This is a genomic window from Nocardiopsis halotolerans DSM 44410, from assembly GCF_000341065.1.
Lineage (GTDB): Bacteria > Actinomycetota > Actinomycetes > Streptosporangiales > Streptosporangiaceae > Nocardiopsis > Nocardiopsis halotolerans.
This window is the reverse complement of sequence record NZ_ANAX01000104.1, coordinates 1-15,267: the sequence shown is the minus strand read 5'-3', so window position 1 is coordinate 15,267 and position 15,267 is coordinate 1. Positions and strand designations below refer to the sequence as shown.

14 protein-coding genes are annotated in these 15,267 nt (G+C 69.7%); 7 read left to right on the top strand and 7 right to left on the bottom strand.

Translation table 11 applies throughout. The annotated features are described in order from the left end of the window. From D455_RS0108325 to D455_RS0108300, 6 genes are all read left to right on the top strand, one after another. Positions 1-286 (top strand): uracil phosphoribosyltransferase (locus tag D455_RS0108325; protein WP_017570282.1); only part of this gene is annotated, 286 nt, incomplete at its 5' end. Positions 287-683: 397 nt separating this feature from the next. After that, entirely contained in the window at positions 684-917 is a 234-nt protein-coding gene (locus D455_RS0108320; RefSeq protein WP_017570281.1) for a hypothetical protein, read from the top strand. A gap of 308 nt (positions 918-1,225) precedes the next feature. Continuing rightward, positions 1,226-1,390, top strand: coding sequence for a hypothetical protein (locus D455_RS34465; RefSeq protein ID WP_017570280.1), 165 nt, complete (start codon positions 1,226-1,228; stop codon positions 1,388-1,390). 18 nt (positions 1,391-1,408) lie between these two features. Continuing rightward, the gene (locus tag D455_RS0108310) at positions 1,409-1,918 is read left to right on the top strand and encodes a PH domain-containing protein (RefSeq protein WP_026122437.1); all 510 of its coding nucleotides are present in this window, start codon (positions 1,409-1,411) and stop codon (positions 1,916-1,918) included. A gap of 380 nt (positions 1,919-2,298) precedes the next feature. Then, positions 2,299-2,529: a hypothetical protein gene (locus tag D455_RS0108305; protein WP_017570278.1), complete on the top strand. Its 231-nt coding sequence runs from the start codon at positions 2,299-2,301 to the stop codon at positions 2,527-2,529. Between the two features lie 603 nt (positions 2,530-3,132). Then, positions 3,133-4,788, top strand: coding sequence for a TlrC/CarA/OleB/SrmB family ABC-F type ribosomal protection protein (locus D455_RS0108300; protein WP_017570277.1), 1,656 nt, complete (start codon positions 3,133-3,135; stop codon positions 4,786-4,788). An 87-nt stretch (positions 4,789-4,875) separates the two neighbouring features. Here the strand turns inward: D455_RS0108300 and dnaB are convergent, their stop codons facing one another. Further along, entirely contained in the window at positions 4,876-7,473 is a 2,598-nt protein-coding gene (gene dnaB / locus D455_RS0108295) for a replicative DNA helicase (RefSeq protein WP_026122436.1), read from the bottom strand. A gap of 347 nt (positions 7,474-7,820) precedes the next feature. Between dnaB and D455_RS0108290 the strand changes: the two genes are divergently transcribed. Continuing rightward, on the top strand, positions 7,821-9,170 hold the full coding sequence (locus D455_RS0108290) for an MATE family efflux transporter (RefSeq protein WP_017570275.1): 1,350 nt from the start codon (positions 7,821-7,823) through the stop codon (positions 9,168-9,170). Positions 9,171-9,243: 73 nt separating this feature from the next. Here D455_RS0108290 and D455_RS0108285 read toward each other — a convergent pair whose 3' ends face one another. The 6 genes from D455_RS0108285 to D455_RS29710 all read right to left on the bottom strand — a co-directional run. Further along, entirely contained in the window at positions 9,244-10,071 is an 828-nt protein-coding gene (locus D455_RS0108285; RefSeq protein WP_017570274.1) for a peptidoglycan recognition protein family protein, read from the bottom strand. Between the two features lie 251 nt (positions 10,072-10,322). Beyond that, positions 10,323-10,769, bottom strand: a complete 447-nt coding sequence (gene rplI / locus D455_RS0108280; protein WP_017570273.1) for a 50S ribosomal protein L9 — start codon at positions 10,767-10,769, stop codon at positions 10,323-10,325. 27 nt (positions 10,770-10,796) lie between these two features. Then, entirely contained in the window at positions 10,797-11,033 is a 237-nt protein-coding gene (gene rpsR, locus D455_RS0108275) for a 30S ribosomal protein S18 (RefSeq protein WP_017570272.1), read from the bottom strand. Between the two features lie 99 nt (positions 11,034-11,132). Further along, complete coding sequence (locus tag D455_RS0108270) at positions 11,133-11,711, bottom strand: single-stranded DNA-binding protein (protein ID WP_017570271.1); 579 nt, start codon at positions 11,709-11,711, stop codon at positions 11,133-11,135. A gap of 127 nt (positions 11,712-11,838) precedes the next feature. Continuing rightward, the gene (gene rpsF, locus D455_RS0108265; RefSeq protein WP_017570270.1) at positions 11,839-12,129 is read right to left on the bottom strand and encodes a 30S ribosomal protein S6; all 291 of its coding nucleotides are present in this window, start codon (positions 12,127-12,129) and stop codon (positions 11,839-11,841) included. 234 nt (positions 12,130-12,363) lie between these two features. After that, on the bottom strand, positions 12,364-15,267 hold a 2,904-nt coding region (locus D455_RS29710), incomplete at its 5' end, for a transglycosylase domain-containing protein (RefSeq protein WP_051064603.1).

Below are 15,267 nucleotides of genomic sequence, written 5' to 3'. Positions count from 1 at the left end.
CCGCCAGTGCTACGTGCTCGACCCGATGCTGGCCACCGGCGGCACCCTGGCCGCGGCGCTCAAGCTCCTGGTCGACCGGGGCGCCGACCACATCACCGCCCTCTGCCTGCTCGCCGCACCCGAGGGCCTGACGGCCGTGGAGCACAGACTCGCGGAGGGCCTGGACCCCGACCACGGCGCGACCCTGCGTGTGGTGACGGCGGCGGTGGACGAGCGGTTGAACGAGCAGGGCTTCATCCTCCCGGGCCTGGGCGACGCGGGCGACCGCCTGTACGGCTGCACCTGAGCCGGGTTCCTCCCCCACTCCAGCGCCCCCGGATCACCGTCGGGCGCTTTTTCGGCTCTTTTCGCGACCGAAGGAATGAACGTCCGAAAATCGGGCATGCCTGACTCCGGCCCTGCGTCCGCCCAGGTGGGGGTGGGGAGCCCGCGCAAGCGGCGACACGGCTTTGCATTAGCCGAATTCATTTTGAGACGAGAACGTAACAGACGGGAGTGATGATGGTTCCTGACCGCCCATAACCGCGAAGACCCGACGGACCGAAACCAGCCCCCTCGGGTCCAGTCCGCTGACACCGCACGCTCCCGCCCGTTCCGGAGCGGCACTTCGACAACCCTCCAGCGGCTACTGAAAGACCCTGAAAGAACACGTAGTGCAACCCCCGTAGCCCCCAAGGAGTGAGATGCCCGAGATCCCCTTCCCCTCCACCGCCCGCGACTCTCGCTTCGAACCGGTCCTGTCCCGGTTGACCGACGAGTTCTCCGACGTGCACCACACCACCACCGTCACCCGGTGCGTCGACGCGGCACGGCACGGCGCCGAGGACGTCACCGGCCAGGCCACCCCCGAACTCGTGGAGCGGATCGCGCGGCAGCACCTCCAGGTACTCGCGCTGGCCTTCTCCGAGCGGGCGTAGTGGTTCCGAGCGGACCCAACCGGGGTTTTCGGGCTGTCCGGCTCCAGTGACGGAATTTCGGGGCTGAGGTTTTCTCCACTTATCTCCACCGGTGTCCTTAATGTCCTGACCTGGGATGGGCCTGAACCGCATTCCGGCCCACCCTTCACCGGGTTACCAACAGCACCGGAACCGGACACAGCCCGCAAGCGCGGAAGGTCCGACATACCGCCACGCCGAGGGTGCGCCCCAGGCTTTACGGGCATGATGGTCGGTGCGACAATCGCTGCTGGGTTGGTGGGTCAGGTGGATTCCAAGGGGAGTCAGTCGTGGCGAAGTTGAAAAAATGGGGCGGCTACGCGCTCATCGCTTTCGTAGCGTTCTATCTGCTCACGCAACCGGAAAGCGCGGCAGGGGTCATCCAGGGTGCCCTGGGCGGCCTGATGGGGGGCGCGGAATCGATGTCCCGCTTCGTCAACGCGCTGCTGCCGTAGCGGGAACGGTCGGGTGGCATGCGGCTCGTAGCGTCGAGTAACAGCGCTCCTGCGTCGGTCAACCGTTACCTCCTGCCGCACGAGCAGGACGTGGTGACCATCCGTCGGCACCCCGCGGTGCTGATCGGACCGGTCGGGGCGGTCCTCGGCGCGCTGATCATCGCCGGGATCCTCAGCAACACCTCGATCGCGGACAGCGCCGCCGCGCTGGCGATCATCTGGTGGCTGTGGCTGCTGGTGTTGGTGTGGTTCGTCTGGCAGGTCGCGGAGTGGTCGGTGGACTACTTCGTCATCACCTCCGCACGACTCCTGCTGACCACCGGACTGATCATCCGGCAGGTGAACATGATGCCGCTGGGCAAGGTCACCGACATGCGGTTCGAGCGGACCCTGCTGGGCCGCTTCCTCGGCTACGGGACCTTCGTGATGGAGTCGGCCGGTCAGGACCAGGCGTTGAGCCGGATCGACTTCATTCCCTACCCGGAACAGCTCTACCTGGAGGTCGTGGGGCTCATCTTCAAGGAGTGACCGCGCCACAGGCATCCTGAGCACCCGTCGTACCGACGGGTGCTCTTTCGTTTCCGGAGCCGGCTCCACGGCCCGGACGAGCGCGCCTCCGGAGCCCCGAGCGGCACCGCCCCTTTTCAGCAGCCATCGGTTCGCATCTCGTTCACCTTCCGTTCACCTTCCCCCGGAGTGACACCCCCTTCTCTCGTACCACGTGACCAGCCCGTCGCGGAGAGTGCCCGTTTCGTGATACATGGAAGCGCCGCGTTCTGGGCAGATCCCCCACAGGCCCCGTTGTGGCCGCACACCCCCGATGGACCAGGGCGCACTCCCACCGAATTGACGCGAAGGTGAACATAAGGTTAACCTGGTCCATCTGATACGGAAACGAGGAGGGTCCCATGGCGCGCAGGACGGATCGTGCACCCCACACCGCCCGCTTCTCGGCGGCCCGTCGACGTCTCCGCCCCTCCGCTGGGACCCGCCGTCCCTCCGGCCTCGTGCCCGAGCCGACGCACGTCCCCCAGCCCCGCGAGGACGCCGACACCACCACGTCGAGGCACCCGATCATGCACTGGGTGATGATCACCGACGAGAGCGGGCGCAGCCGCCCCGAGGTCCGCTGGCTCTGACCAGCGTTGAGGATCCGCGCCCTCCCACCGGACGGGAACGGGCGCGCGGGACCCGGCGGCATCCGCCGCGCCCGAGGCCGCGCACAGACACCCCCGAGCGGGGCACCGCACGCGGAGAGGCCGGGCGCACGCACACGACGAAGCGAACGAGGGGCCGCCCCTGTGGGGCGGCCCCTCGTTCGCGTGTCGACGGGTCGGCCAGGCGCCACATCCCTTTGTCGATATATCGGCTTGGACATAAAGAGTGATCCGGCCGCCCTATACAGGGACATTCTGCCCTGACAGACAGTGATCTCCGTCTCACTGAACCTACTTGACGCCAAACAGAACGAGACGTATCGTCTTGCACATGAGGCTGTTCATCTTCCTGTAGTCCCGCGCCGACGCCCGCGTCCGAGCACCGTCACCAGCACAGCAGCGCTGCCTGGCCAACGGAACGCTCCGCCGGCGTCGCCGTACCGCGGCCACTGACGGAACGCCTCGCCGTCTCCTTCTCCCGGACACGCGCCACCGCCGCGCCCTGTCCGAAACGCATGACGCAGGCACCTCCGCCGTCGATCCGCGGCCCCTGTCCCCAGCCACACCGCAGACCAGGAGGCGCGTATGCCCACCGCACGAGTACGGGCACACTCCCAGCTCACCCTCAACGAGATCACCAAACGCCACGGCGATCACATCGTCCTGGACCGTGTCAGTCTCACCGTCAGCCCCGGCGAACGTGTCGGCGTCATCGGTGACAACGGCTCGGGCAAGAGCACCCTGCTACGCCTGCTCGCCGGAGAGGAGGCGCCCTCCAACGGGGAGCTCACCGTCAGGGCACCGGGCGGCGTCGGCTACCTTCCCCAGACGCTGGAAGCGGCCGGGATCTCCACCGGCACCGTCGGCGACGCGATCGACTCCGCCCTGGCCGTCCTGCGCCGGATGGAGGCGCGTCTGCGCGACGCGGAGTCCGCGCTCGGCTCCGCCGCCCCGGAGGAACTGGGCGCCTACGGCGACCTGCTCACCGAGTTCGAGGCGCGTGGCGGCTACGACGCCGACGCACGCGTGGACGCCGGGTTGTACGGACTGGGCCTTCCCGGCCTGGACCGCGACCGGCCGCTGAGTACGCTCTCCGGCGGTGAGCGCTCACGGCTGGCCCTGGCCGCGATGCTGGCCGCCTCACCCGAACTGCTCCTGCTGGACGAGCCCACCAACGACCTGGACGACCGCGCGGTCGCCTGGTTGGAGGACCGGCTCCGCCGCCACCGGGGCACGGTCGTCGCCGTCACCCACGACCGGGCGTTCCTGGCCAACGTGACCGGCACCGTCCTGGAGGTCGACCGCGACCTGCGCACGGTCCACCGGTACGGCAACGGTTACGACGGGTTCCTGGCCGCGAAGGCCGCGGCCCGGACCCGGTGGATCCGCGAGTACGAGGAGTGGAGGAACGACCTGGCGCGGCAGCGGCGGTTGGCCGAGAACAACGCCCAGCGCATGGACGCCATCCCGCGCAGGATGGAGAAGGCCGCGTTCGGACACGGGGCGTTCAAGATGCGAGGGGCCGCGCACGGCGCCATGAGCCGGGTCCGCCAGGCCAAGGAGAGGGCGGAGCGGCTGACGGAGAACCCGGTGGCGCCGCCGCCGGTGCCCCTGCGGATGACCGCGGAGTTCACCGGTTCCTCCGTGGAGGTGACCGAAACGGTCGCCTCGTTGGAGGGGGTTGTGGTCGGCCACCGACTGGACGTCCCCTCCCTGGTCCTGGCCTCGGGCGAGCGCGTGCTGGTCACCGGGCCGAACGGGGCGGGCAAGACCACGCTGCTCCGGGTGCTGTCCGGGGAGACGGTTCCGGACGCGGGGCGGGTGTCCGTCCCCGGTCGGGTCGGCCACCTGCGCCAGGAGGACGGTTCCTCCGCCTCCGGCCGGACCGTGCTCCAGGCCTACGCCGCGGGACTGCCCGGGTTCCCCGAGGACCACCGCGACGAGCTGGCCTCGCTCGGTCTGTTCCGGCCGGGCGAGCTGGACCAGCCGGTGGAGACCCTCTCGGTCGGCCAGCGCCGGAGGATCGAGGTCGCCCGGCTGACGTCGGGCGCGTACGACCTGCTGCTGCTCGACGAGCCGACCAACCACCTCTCCCCCGGCCTCGTGGAGGACCTGGAGGAGGCGCTGGCGCACTACGACGGCGCCCTGGTGATCGTCAGCCACGACCGCAGGACACGCGAGCGCTTCACCGGGCGCCATCTGGAACTACGGGAGGGGGCCGTCGTCAGCGACGCGTCGTGAAGTCGCCGTGGCGCTTTGTCGACAAATCGGCTTGACCATAAACAGCTATTGCGACAGACCGATATTCGGAACCCGCCGCGCGGCGGCCTATCCGGGCGCCATGTCGACAAAGCGGCTGTAGTGCCCCTGGAAGGCCACGGTCACGTCCGCCGTCGGGCCGTTACGGTGCTTGGCCACGATGATGTCGGCCTCGCCCGCGCGCGGCGACTCCTTGTCGTGCACGTCCTCGCGGTAGAGCAGGATGACCATGTCGGCATCCTGTTCGATGCTGCCCGATTCGCGAAGATCGGACACCTGTGGGCGTTTGTCGGTCCGCTGCTCGGGACCACGGTTGAGCTGGGAGAGCGCCACCACCGGGACCTCCAGCTCCTTGGCCAGGAGCTTGAGGGACCGGGACATCTCCGAGACCTCCTGCTGACGGCTCTCCACCCGGCCGGGCGAGCTCATCAGCTGGAGGTAGTCGACGATGACCAGTTTGAGGTCGTGCTGCTGCTTGAGCCGTCGGCACTTGGCCCGGATCTCCATCATCGACATGTTCGGTGAGTCGTCGATGAACAGGGGCGCGTTGGCCACCTCGCCCATGCGTCTGGCCAGACGGGTCCAGTCCTCGTCGGTCATGAGGCCGGAGCGCATGGTGTGCAGGGGCACGCGCGCCTCGGCCGACAGCAGGCGCATGACGATCTCGTTGCGCCCCATCTCCAGGCTGAAGAAGACCGCGGTCATGTCGTTCTTGATCGACGCCGCCCGCGCGAAGTCCAGGGCCAGGGTGGAGTTGTGCGTGGGGATCATGGACCGGGTGGCCAGGAAGAGGTGGTCCGGGTGGTCAACCTGCACGCAGCGGACCGGAACGCTCTCCACCGGCCGCACGTCGGTGACGAACCGGGAACCGATCCGTGCGTGGCCGCGGCTCGCTCCCCGTTCCCGGTGCGCCCGCTGTTTGCGTTCGATCCGGAAGACCTCACTCGTGGAACCGAAGGTGACCGTGTAGCGGGTGGAGGAGTCCTCCGTACGGCCTCTGACCCGCTTGGTCGACGTCCCGGTGCGGTATCCCAGGCTGTGTGCCAGTTCCCGGAAGTCGTTCGCCAGACGCTCGTTGGTGACGGCGAACTGGACGGAGCCGCTGGTGTCCACCGTTCCGTTCGTGTCCAGGAGTCCGGCCAGGAGGTCCCTTCGCTGGGCGACCGAGGCACGCAGGTAGTCCGCGGGGACGTGCTTGTCCCCCAGGACGCCCAGGGTGCACAGCAGCGCCTGGACACCGCCGTGACGGTCGACGCGGTCACGGCACCGTGCCCGGCCAGAGCAGGGGCGCCCACAGTCGGCGCAGGAAGTCCGCGGTACGGGACCGGAGACGAGACGTTCCTTCCCCCCGCAGGACTGTCCGCAGCTGCGAACGTGGGGTGGAGATGGCACGAAGGCCTCTCCGCACACGACACAGGCGCGGACGGCTGGTGCCGCGTCCTCCTCCGGCAGGAAGACGCCGTAGGCCGACTCCGTCGCACCGACCGGTTTGGTGATCAGTCCCTCGGCCTCGATGTTGAGCAGGACCTCGGGGTCGCCGCTGGGGATCCGAGCCGCTGAGGGGTCGCCGTCACCGAGCCACGCGCCGAGGAAGTAGGGCGGCAGCGGGAGCTCGCGTTCGGGCAGCTCGACCGGGGCGGCGTTGTCCACCGAGTGGTTCGGTCTCCGGTCCGCGGTCTCCATGCGCAGGGTTCGGGCGATCTCCCGTGTGGTCCGTACCCCGGGAAGCGTCCTGGGGGCGGTGCCCCGCGCCTCGGCTTCCTGGGCCGAGCGCCGGGAGGCGCGCGTGTGGGTCAGCCACTGGTGGTCGGCGTCCGCGATCACGGTGGTGCCGTCGTCGAACACGACCTCGAAGCACGGCCGGTCCGTCATCACCTCGGTGGCGGCGACCACCCGTGTGGGGGTTCCGTCGGCGGCGATCAGCTCACTGCCGACCTCCACCTCTCCCATGGTGGTCCAGCCACCGGGGGTCGGCAGCGGGGTGTCGAGCGCCAGCGCCTTACCCACCGCGGGACGGGCGGCGATGATGACCATCTGCCCCGGGTGGAGGCCGTTGGTGAGGGCGTCGAAGTCGGCGAAACCGGTGGGCACACCGGTCAGGCTGCCGTCGTGGGCGCCGATCGCCTCGATCTCGTCCAGGGCCCCCGGCATGATGTCGGCCAGCGCGAGGTAGTCCTCGCCGGTGCGCTTCTCCGCGACCTTGTAGATCTCGGCCTGGGCGTGGTCGACCAGGTCGTCCACCTCACCGTCGCCGGAGTAGCCGATCTGCGCGATGCGGGTGCCCACCTCGACCAGGCGGCGCAGGACCGCTCGGTCGGAGACGATCTTGGCGTAGTAACCCGCGTTCGCGGCGGTCGGGATGGCCTCGGTGAGGGTGTGCAGGTAGAGGGCTCCGCCGACGCGGGACGCCTCGCCGCGCTTGGTCAGCTCGGCGTTGACCGAGATGGCGTCCACGGGCTCGCCGCGGGAGAAGAGGTCGACGATGCTGTCGTAGATGACCTGGTGCGCGGGCCGGTAGAAGTCCGCGGACCGGATGATCTCCACCACCTGGGTGATGGCGTCCTTGGACAGGAGCATGCCGCCGAGCACGCTCTGTTCGGCCTGGATGTCGTGCGGTGGGGTGCGCTCGTATCCGCCTTCTTCAGGTGGCTGCTCAGCGACACTCACGAACGCTCTCCCCAGGACGGTACTCCGCCGACCCGGGTACGGGCCGACCCTTCCAGGATGCCCCATGGCGGACGCCACGGATGCCTCGGACGGAGGTTGTGGACACGTCCCTTACCACCATGTCCGGTGCCCTGTAGGGCATTGCGAACATAGGTTGTGCACATCACCTGTGGATAACTTTGCCACGACCCTCGCATATAGGCTTTGACCTGCGGAAACACAGGACGCAGGCAGGCCGTGAAAGATGTCTCACAGCACGTGTTTCCACAAGTTATCCACAGGTCTCCGCCGGGGTGTGGATAACTCCACACCCGCGTAGAACGCGTGTCCGATACTGTGTCTGGGTCATGCCACAACTCCTTTCGGCTGTCCCTTTCCGGCACCGCCACGACCGCGAGATCTTCGCCCTGGCGATCCCGACCTTCTTCGCCCTCATCAGCGAGCCCCTGTTCCTGCTCACCGACTCCGCGATCGTCGGCACCCTCGGCACCGGCGCACTGGGCGGTCTGGGGGTGGCCGGGCAGGTACTCCTCACACTCGTGGCCGTCTGCGTCTTCCTCGCCTACGGCACCACCGCGGCGGTCGCGCGCAAGTTCGGCGCGGGCGACGTCCCCGGCGGTGTCCGTGACGGGGTGGACGGCCTGTGGCTCGCGGCCCTGCTGGGCCTCGCGGCCGTCGCGGTCGGCTGGCCGCTCGGCCCGGTGCTGGTGGAGGCCCTGGGCGCGTCGTCCGACGTGGCCCCGTACGCCCTGACCTACCTGCGGATCAGCCTGCTGAGCACCCCGTTCCTCCTCATCGTCATGGCGGGAACCGGCGTGCTGCGCGGGCTCCAGGACGCCCGCACCCCGTTGGTGGTGGCGGTCGCCTCCTACGTCGGCAACGCGGTGCTGTGCGCGGTGCTCGTCCTGGTACTGGACTGGGGCGTCGCCGGTTCGGCCTGGGCGACGGTCCTCGCCCAGGGCGGTGGCGCGTTCTGGTACGTGGCGATGGTCGCCCGCGCCGCCCGGCGCGAGGGCGTGTCCCTCATGCCCACGGTGGCGGGGCTGCGCTCCTCGGCGTCGGCGGGGTTCGCCCTGTTCCTGCGCAGCGTGTCGATGCGCGTGGTGGCGCTGGTGACCACGGCGGTGGCGGCCCGGCTGGGGGACACGTCGATCGCCGCGCACCAGGTGAGCTACAACGTCTGGGCGCTGCTGGTGTTCGCCATGGACGCGATCGCCATCGCCGGTCAGTCGATCGTGGGCCGCTACCTGGGGGCGGGGGACGTCCGGGGCACACGGGACTCCACGCGACGCATGGTCGAGTGGGGCGTGATGCTGGGCCTGGTGTTCACGGCGGTGGTGTTCCTGGTGCTTCCCTGGGCGTGGATCCCGTTCACCTCCGACCCCGAGGTGCGCGCCCTGATCACGGCCTCACTGGTGGTGGTCGCCCTGATGCAGCCGCTGAGCGGGGTGACCATGGTGCTGGACGGGGTACTGATGGGCGCTGGCGACCAGCGGTATCTGGCGTGGGCGTCCCTGTGGACGATGCTGGCCTTCCTGCCGTTCGCCCTGGTACTGCCGTGGTTGGCGGACGGTTCCCTGTGGGGGCTGGTGAACCTGTGGATCGCCTTCGGTGTGTGGATCCTCGCACGCGCGGTCACCCTGGGCCTCCGGGCCAGGGGCACGTCCTGGCTGGTGACCGGGGCGTACCGGCCCTGAGCGGGGGGAGGTCCCCACGGTCGTACCCTGGGGTCCTCCCCCGGCGCGTCCGGTGACGGTCGGCCGTCGTCGGTCACACGGACGTGTCCCGTTCCCCGACGGCGGGTCCGTGCTGGTGGGCCGCCACCCGCCCGGTCTCCGGGACCTCGGGATAGGTGGGCGTCTCCTCCGGCGCCGGCTCGGCACCGGCCACCCCGACCGGGTGGCCGAGCCGCTTCCGCAGCCTTCTCCTCACGATGGAGCGCAGTTCGGGAAGAAGCGCGTAGAGCTCGTCGCCGGGACAGCCCGTCGTGTTGAAGTCGCGGTGGCCGACGATCGCCGCGTCCGGGTCCAGCTGGTACATCAGGCACAGCCAGGAACAGGTGTCCGCGAGTGCGTCCAGCAGGAGCCGGGGCGGCGTCACCGAGGTGTAGGTGCCCTCGTTCTCGATGCCGAGCGTGTGCCCGTTGTGGTTGGCGGTGTGCGCGCCGAGCACGTGGTGACCGGCTTCGACGGACCACAGGGACTGGTCGCGGCCCTCCATGATGTGGCCGCCGCGGCTGATGGTGATCTGCTGCCCGATGTCGCTCCACCCGTTGGTGTCCATGTGATGGCGCTGGATGGAACGCGACAGCGCCGCGGCGTGCGAGGTCGAGGTGTCGGACACGTTCGCCGTGGCGGTGTGGTGCACGACGATGTGCGTGGGGCCGCGGCCCACCACCTCGATCTTGTTCCTCGGAGCGCGCGCCCCCCAGTCAGCGCGCGTGTACACCTTGGGTCGGGTGGCCGCGTGTGCCCCGTCCGGGATCCCCGCCATCCCGCCGAGGAGCACTCCCCCGGCCGCGAGCGCGGTTCCGCGCAGAACGGTCCTGCGGTCCATCCGTGTGTGTCGGCCGGTCTCGTCTCTTCTCTCCACGGTCATGACTCTGCGTCCTCTCCGTGTGGGGTGGCGCAACGTACGACACCAACACAGAGAACACGATAGATTACAAAGAGTATCCAAAGGGTGGTCCGCCGGACAGGCGTGTCAAGGGGACACCCCACCGTGGAAACCCGTTTTCGGACACCGGCGGGGAGAAGAGAGCCGGAGAAACAGCGGGGCCCCGCCTCCTCGGAGAGGAAACGGGGCCCCGGGACGACGCCCGGTCGGGGCGTGTGCCCGTGGACGTGCGGTCAGGCGCCGACGACGTCCAGCTTGATCGTCGCGGAGACCTCGGGGTGCAGGCGGACCTGGACCTTGTGGCTTCCGACGGACTTGATCGGGTTCTTGATCTCGATCCGGCGCTTGTCCAGCTCGGGACCACCGGTCGCCTTGACGGCGTCGGCGACGTCGGCGGGCGTGACCGAACCGAACAGGCGGCCACCCTCACCGGCGCGCTGCTTGAGGCGCACGGTGAGCGCGTTGACCCGACCCGCGACCTGCTGGGCCTCGTCCAGCGTGCGGATGTCGCGCGCGGAACGCGCGCGCTGGATCAGGTCGATCTGCTTCTGACCGCCGCGCGTCCACCGGATGGCGAACCCGCGGGGCAGCAGGTAGTTGCGGCCGTAACCGTTCTTCACCTCGACGACATCGCCGGGGGCTCCGAGACCGTTGACCTCGTGGGTCAAAATCAGCTTCACGACAAAAACCTCCCTCGGATATCGCCGTTAGCGGGCGCTGCTCGTGTAGGGCAGCAGGGCCACCTCGCGCGCGTTCTTGATCGCGGTCGCGACGTCGCGCTGGTGCTGGGTGCAGTTACCCGTGACGCGGCGGGCACGGATCTTGCCGCGCTCGGAGATGAACTTGCGGAGAAGCGTGGTGTCCTTGTAGTCGATGTAGGACTGCTTCTCCTGGCAGAAGAGGCAAACCTTCTTCTTGGGCTTGCGCGCTGCCGGCTTAGCCATCGTGGTGCTCCTTCGCAAGAGCCCCGGGATCGTCCCGGGGATGGGCTGATGTGGAAAGGGGCCTGACGCCCGGGGGCGCCGGGCCGGGTGGTGCCGCGGCTAGAACGGGGGCTCGTCGGAGAAGCCTCCGCCGCCGCCACCGAAACCGCCGCCGCCGTTGGTCGCCCAGGGGTCGTCGGCCGGAGGGCCGCTGCGGCCTCCGCCGCCCTGCGGGCCGCCGAAGCCGCCGCCCTGGTTCCCGTAGCCGCCTCCGCCCTGGGGCTGGCCGCCACCGAAACCGCCGCCACCGCCGCCGAAGCCGCCTCCGCCCTGGCGCTGCGTCTTGGTCACCTTGGCGGTGGCGCTGCGCAGGGCCGGGCCGACCTCGTCGACGTCGATCTCGAAGACGGTCCGCTTCTCACCCTCGCGGGTCTCGTACGAGCGCTGCTTCAGACGGCCCTGCACGATGACGCGCATGCCCCGCTGAAGGCTCTCGGCCACGTTCTCCGCGTACTGCCGCCAGACGGTGCAGGTGAGGAACATGGACTCGCCGTCCTTCCACTCCCCCGACTGGCGGTCGAAGGTGCGGGGCGTCGAGGCCACACGGAAGTTGGCGACCGCGGCTCCACTGGGCGTGAAGCGCAGTTCAGGGTCGTCGACCAGGTTGCCGACGAGCGTGATCTGGGTTTCGCCTGCCATGGATGGGCTCCGGTTCGAGGTAGTCGGATCAGGCGGTTTCGCCTGTTCCCCCGATCATCCGCGCCACCAGTGACATAACAGGCGGCCCTGGGGACGAGTCGGGGTCGGGGGTGCGGCGGGGTGTCGCCTAGTGGACCTCGGGGCGGAGCACCTTGGTGCGGAGCACGGCCTCGGCGAGGCCGAGCTGGCGGTCCAGCTCCTTGACCGTGGCGGGCGCGGCCGTCAGGTCGACCACCGCGTAGATGCCCTCGGTGTTCTTGTCGATGTCGTAGGCGAGACGGCGCTTGCCCCAGATGTCGACCTTCTCCACCGAGCCGCCGTCGTTGCGGACGACACCCAGGAAGTTCTCCAGCGACGGGGCGACGGTGCGCTCGTCGAGGCTGGGGTCGAGGATGACCATGATTTCGTAACGACGCATAGGCGTACGTTCCTCCTCTGGACTGTCGCGGCCATGGAATCTCCATGGCAGGAGGGCAGGAGTCCGCGGTGGGTGTGCCGCGCCGCCGACGGCGGGCGTCGCGGACTCTGAGCCATACGGGAGGCAAGATTACCAGCAGCCCCGCACTCCCTGGTGCGGCCTGTGGACGGCCCCCGCACACGCCGGGGGCCGGTGCGCGTGCGCGCACCGGCCCCCGGTTCCTCCGTGGGTGTGTCAGTCGTCGCGGCCGAGAATCACCATGCTGTTGGCCTCGCTCCCGGCGGTGTTCATCCGCCCGAAGATCCCACCGTTGTCCTGGTCGCCCTCCTGGCCCTGGCCGCCTTCCTGGCCACCGTTCTCACCCGTCGTGGGCTCGCCCGTCGGATCGGTCTCGCAGTGCGCGGGCGGGTTCTCGCCCTGGCACTCCGGCGGGACCTCGGGGTCCGTGGACCCACCGCAGTCGTCCCACCATGTGGGGGTGCAGTCGTCCTCGGGCGTCGACGGCTCGCACTCCTCGCCGCCCTGCCCGTTGCCCGGGTTCCGCGGGTCGCAGGGGTCGCCGCTCGGGCTCTCCTCGACGGAGGGCTCGTCGCTCGGGCTCGCCTCGTCGGAGGGCTCGTCCGAGGGCTCCTCGCTCGGCGACTCCGTGGGCAGGTAGCTCTGGTCCGTGCCGACGTACTGGGGCGGCGGGAACTCCTGCGGTTCGACGCCGTCCATCGCCACCGTCATGAACTCGCGCCACACCTTGGCCGAGGTACTGCCACCGTAGATCTCGTTCACGGACTGGCCGTCGAACTCCAGGGACATGCTGGCGTCCGCCCGGCTGAGACCGACCGCCGCGACCAGTTGCGGTGTGTACCCCACGAACCATGCGGAGACCGCGTCGCTGGAGGTACCGGTCTTGCCCGCCACGTCGCGGCCGTCGGGCAGCGCGGCGTTGGTGCCACCGCCGTTCTCGACCACCTGGGTCATGGCGTGGGTGACGTCGGCGGCGACTCCCTCGCTCATCGCGCGCGTACCCGTCTCCAGTAGATCGGCGTCGTCGGGCGGGAGGACCGTGCCGTCCGGCTTCCGCACCTCGGTGACCATGTGCGCCGGGTAGTGCGTCCCCCCGTTCGCGAAGGTCGAGTAGCCCGTGGCCTGGTCCAGCGTGCTCACCTGGTGGGTGCCCAGCGCGATCAGCGGGCCCTGCAACGAGGTCTCGGTCTGCTCGGGGGCCACACCCGCCGCGATCGCCGTCTCGTCCACCTTCTGCGGGCCCAGTTCGACCGCCAGCCGGACGAACGGGGTGTTGACCGAGTGGGCGGTGGCGTAGATCAGGTCGACGTCCCCGTGGTCGGTGCCGCCCGCGTTGATGACCTCGCTCTGGAGGCCGGGGAACTCCTGGGGCGAGTCACCGTCGAACATGCTCCGGAGGCTGATACCGCTGCTGAGCGCGGTGGCGAGCACGTAGGGCTTGTACGACGAACCCGCCTGTGTGCGGTGCGTCAGCGAGTTGTTGTAGTCCTCGGCCACGCCGTCGCCGCCGTGGAAGGCGACGATCTCCCCCGTGCCCGGTCTGATCGCGGTCAGACCCATCATCGTGTCCTCGGGGGTGTTCGGCAGGACCTCGAACGCGGTACGTGCCGCGTCCATGAGCGCGGGGTCCAGCGAGGTCTGCACGACGAGGCCCTGGGTGGCGATGTCCTCCGCGGTGACGCCCACCTCGGAGTAGCGGTCGATGATCTCGTCGGTGACCGCCTGTTGCACGTAGCCGAACTTGGGGTCGGACTCGCCCTCCCCCTCCTCCTCGACGCCGAAGGGGACGCGCTCGGGGATCTCCAGGGCCATGGCCTCCTCACGGGGCAGGCCGAGCCCTGAGTCCGGGTTCTCCTCGTGCATGAGCGCCAGCTGGTCCTTGACGTAGGGCCAGCGCTCCTCCGTCAGGTACGTCTGGGTCCAGGGGCCCAGTTCGTTGTCGTCGAAGTTGCTGGGCATCTGGATGATGATGCCGAGGAAGGCGCCCTCCGCGTCGGTCAGCTCGCTCAGGTCCTTGCCGAAGTAGGCCTCCGCGGCCATAGCGATGCCCGAGGCGCCACGACCGAAGTAGATGGTGTTGAGGTAGGCCTCGAGGATGTCCTCCTTCTCCATCTGCTGGTTCAGCTTGATGGCGATGAAGATTTCCTTGATCTTGCGGATGTACTGGTTGTCCATCTCCAGGTTGCTGTAGTAGCCCCGGGCCATCTGCTGGGTGATGGTGGAACCACCGCCGGCCTCACCGCCGGAGAGGATGGCGCGCCCGATACCACTGACGCTGATGCCGGGGTCCTCGAAGAAGGTGCGCTGCTCGGCGGCGAGCACCCCGTTGACGACCGTCTGCGGGAGGTCCTCGTACTGGACCTCGATGCGCCGGACCTCGCCCGTGGTGACCGCGACCTCGGGCGATGCGTCGCCCTGGGGAGCCCACATGATCTGGGTGGCGGACATGCCGACTTCCGACTTGGCGTCCAGCTCGTCGATGCCGGGGGCCCGGGCGTACATGATCGCGAAGGCGGCCACGCCGCCGATGATCATCAGACCGCAGGTGATGAGGGCGGGCTTCCACGCCTTGGACAGGAAGCGCTTGAACCAGGGGCGGTCGTCCGGCTCCTCGTCGCCGGAGCGGCGGCGGCCCCCGCCCCGTCCCCGGCCTCCGGATCCGGCACCGGCCGCGGCACGGGAGCCGCGGCCCGGAGCGCGTCGGCCCTCGGAACGGGCGGCGTTCTCCCGGTCCCGACCGTGCTCGCGGGGGTCACGGGGGTCACGCGGACCGGCACCAGCGCCCGCGGCCCTGCGACGGGCACGGGGGTCCTCGTTCGGACGGCGACGCTGGCCCTCGGGGCGGCGCGGACGCTCACCGTCGGGACGGCGGCGGGGGCGATCGTCGTCCTGGGGGCGGCGGGGGCGCTGGCCCTCGGGGGCACGGCGCTGGCCCTCCGGGCGGCGCGGGCGTCCTCCGTCTTCGCGGCGTCGACCGCCCCGCCCCTCGGAACGCGTCTCCTGTTCCGGGGGGCGTCTGCGGCGCGGGCGCTCCGGTCCGGCCTCATCACCCCAGAACCCGCCGTCGGCGTCCGCTCCCCGGCGCCTTCCGGCACGTTCGTCCCGGGGGGGAGGGCCGTC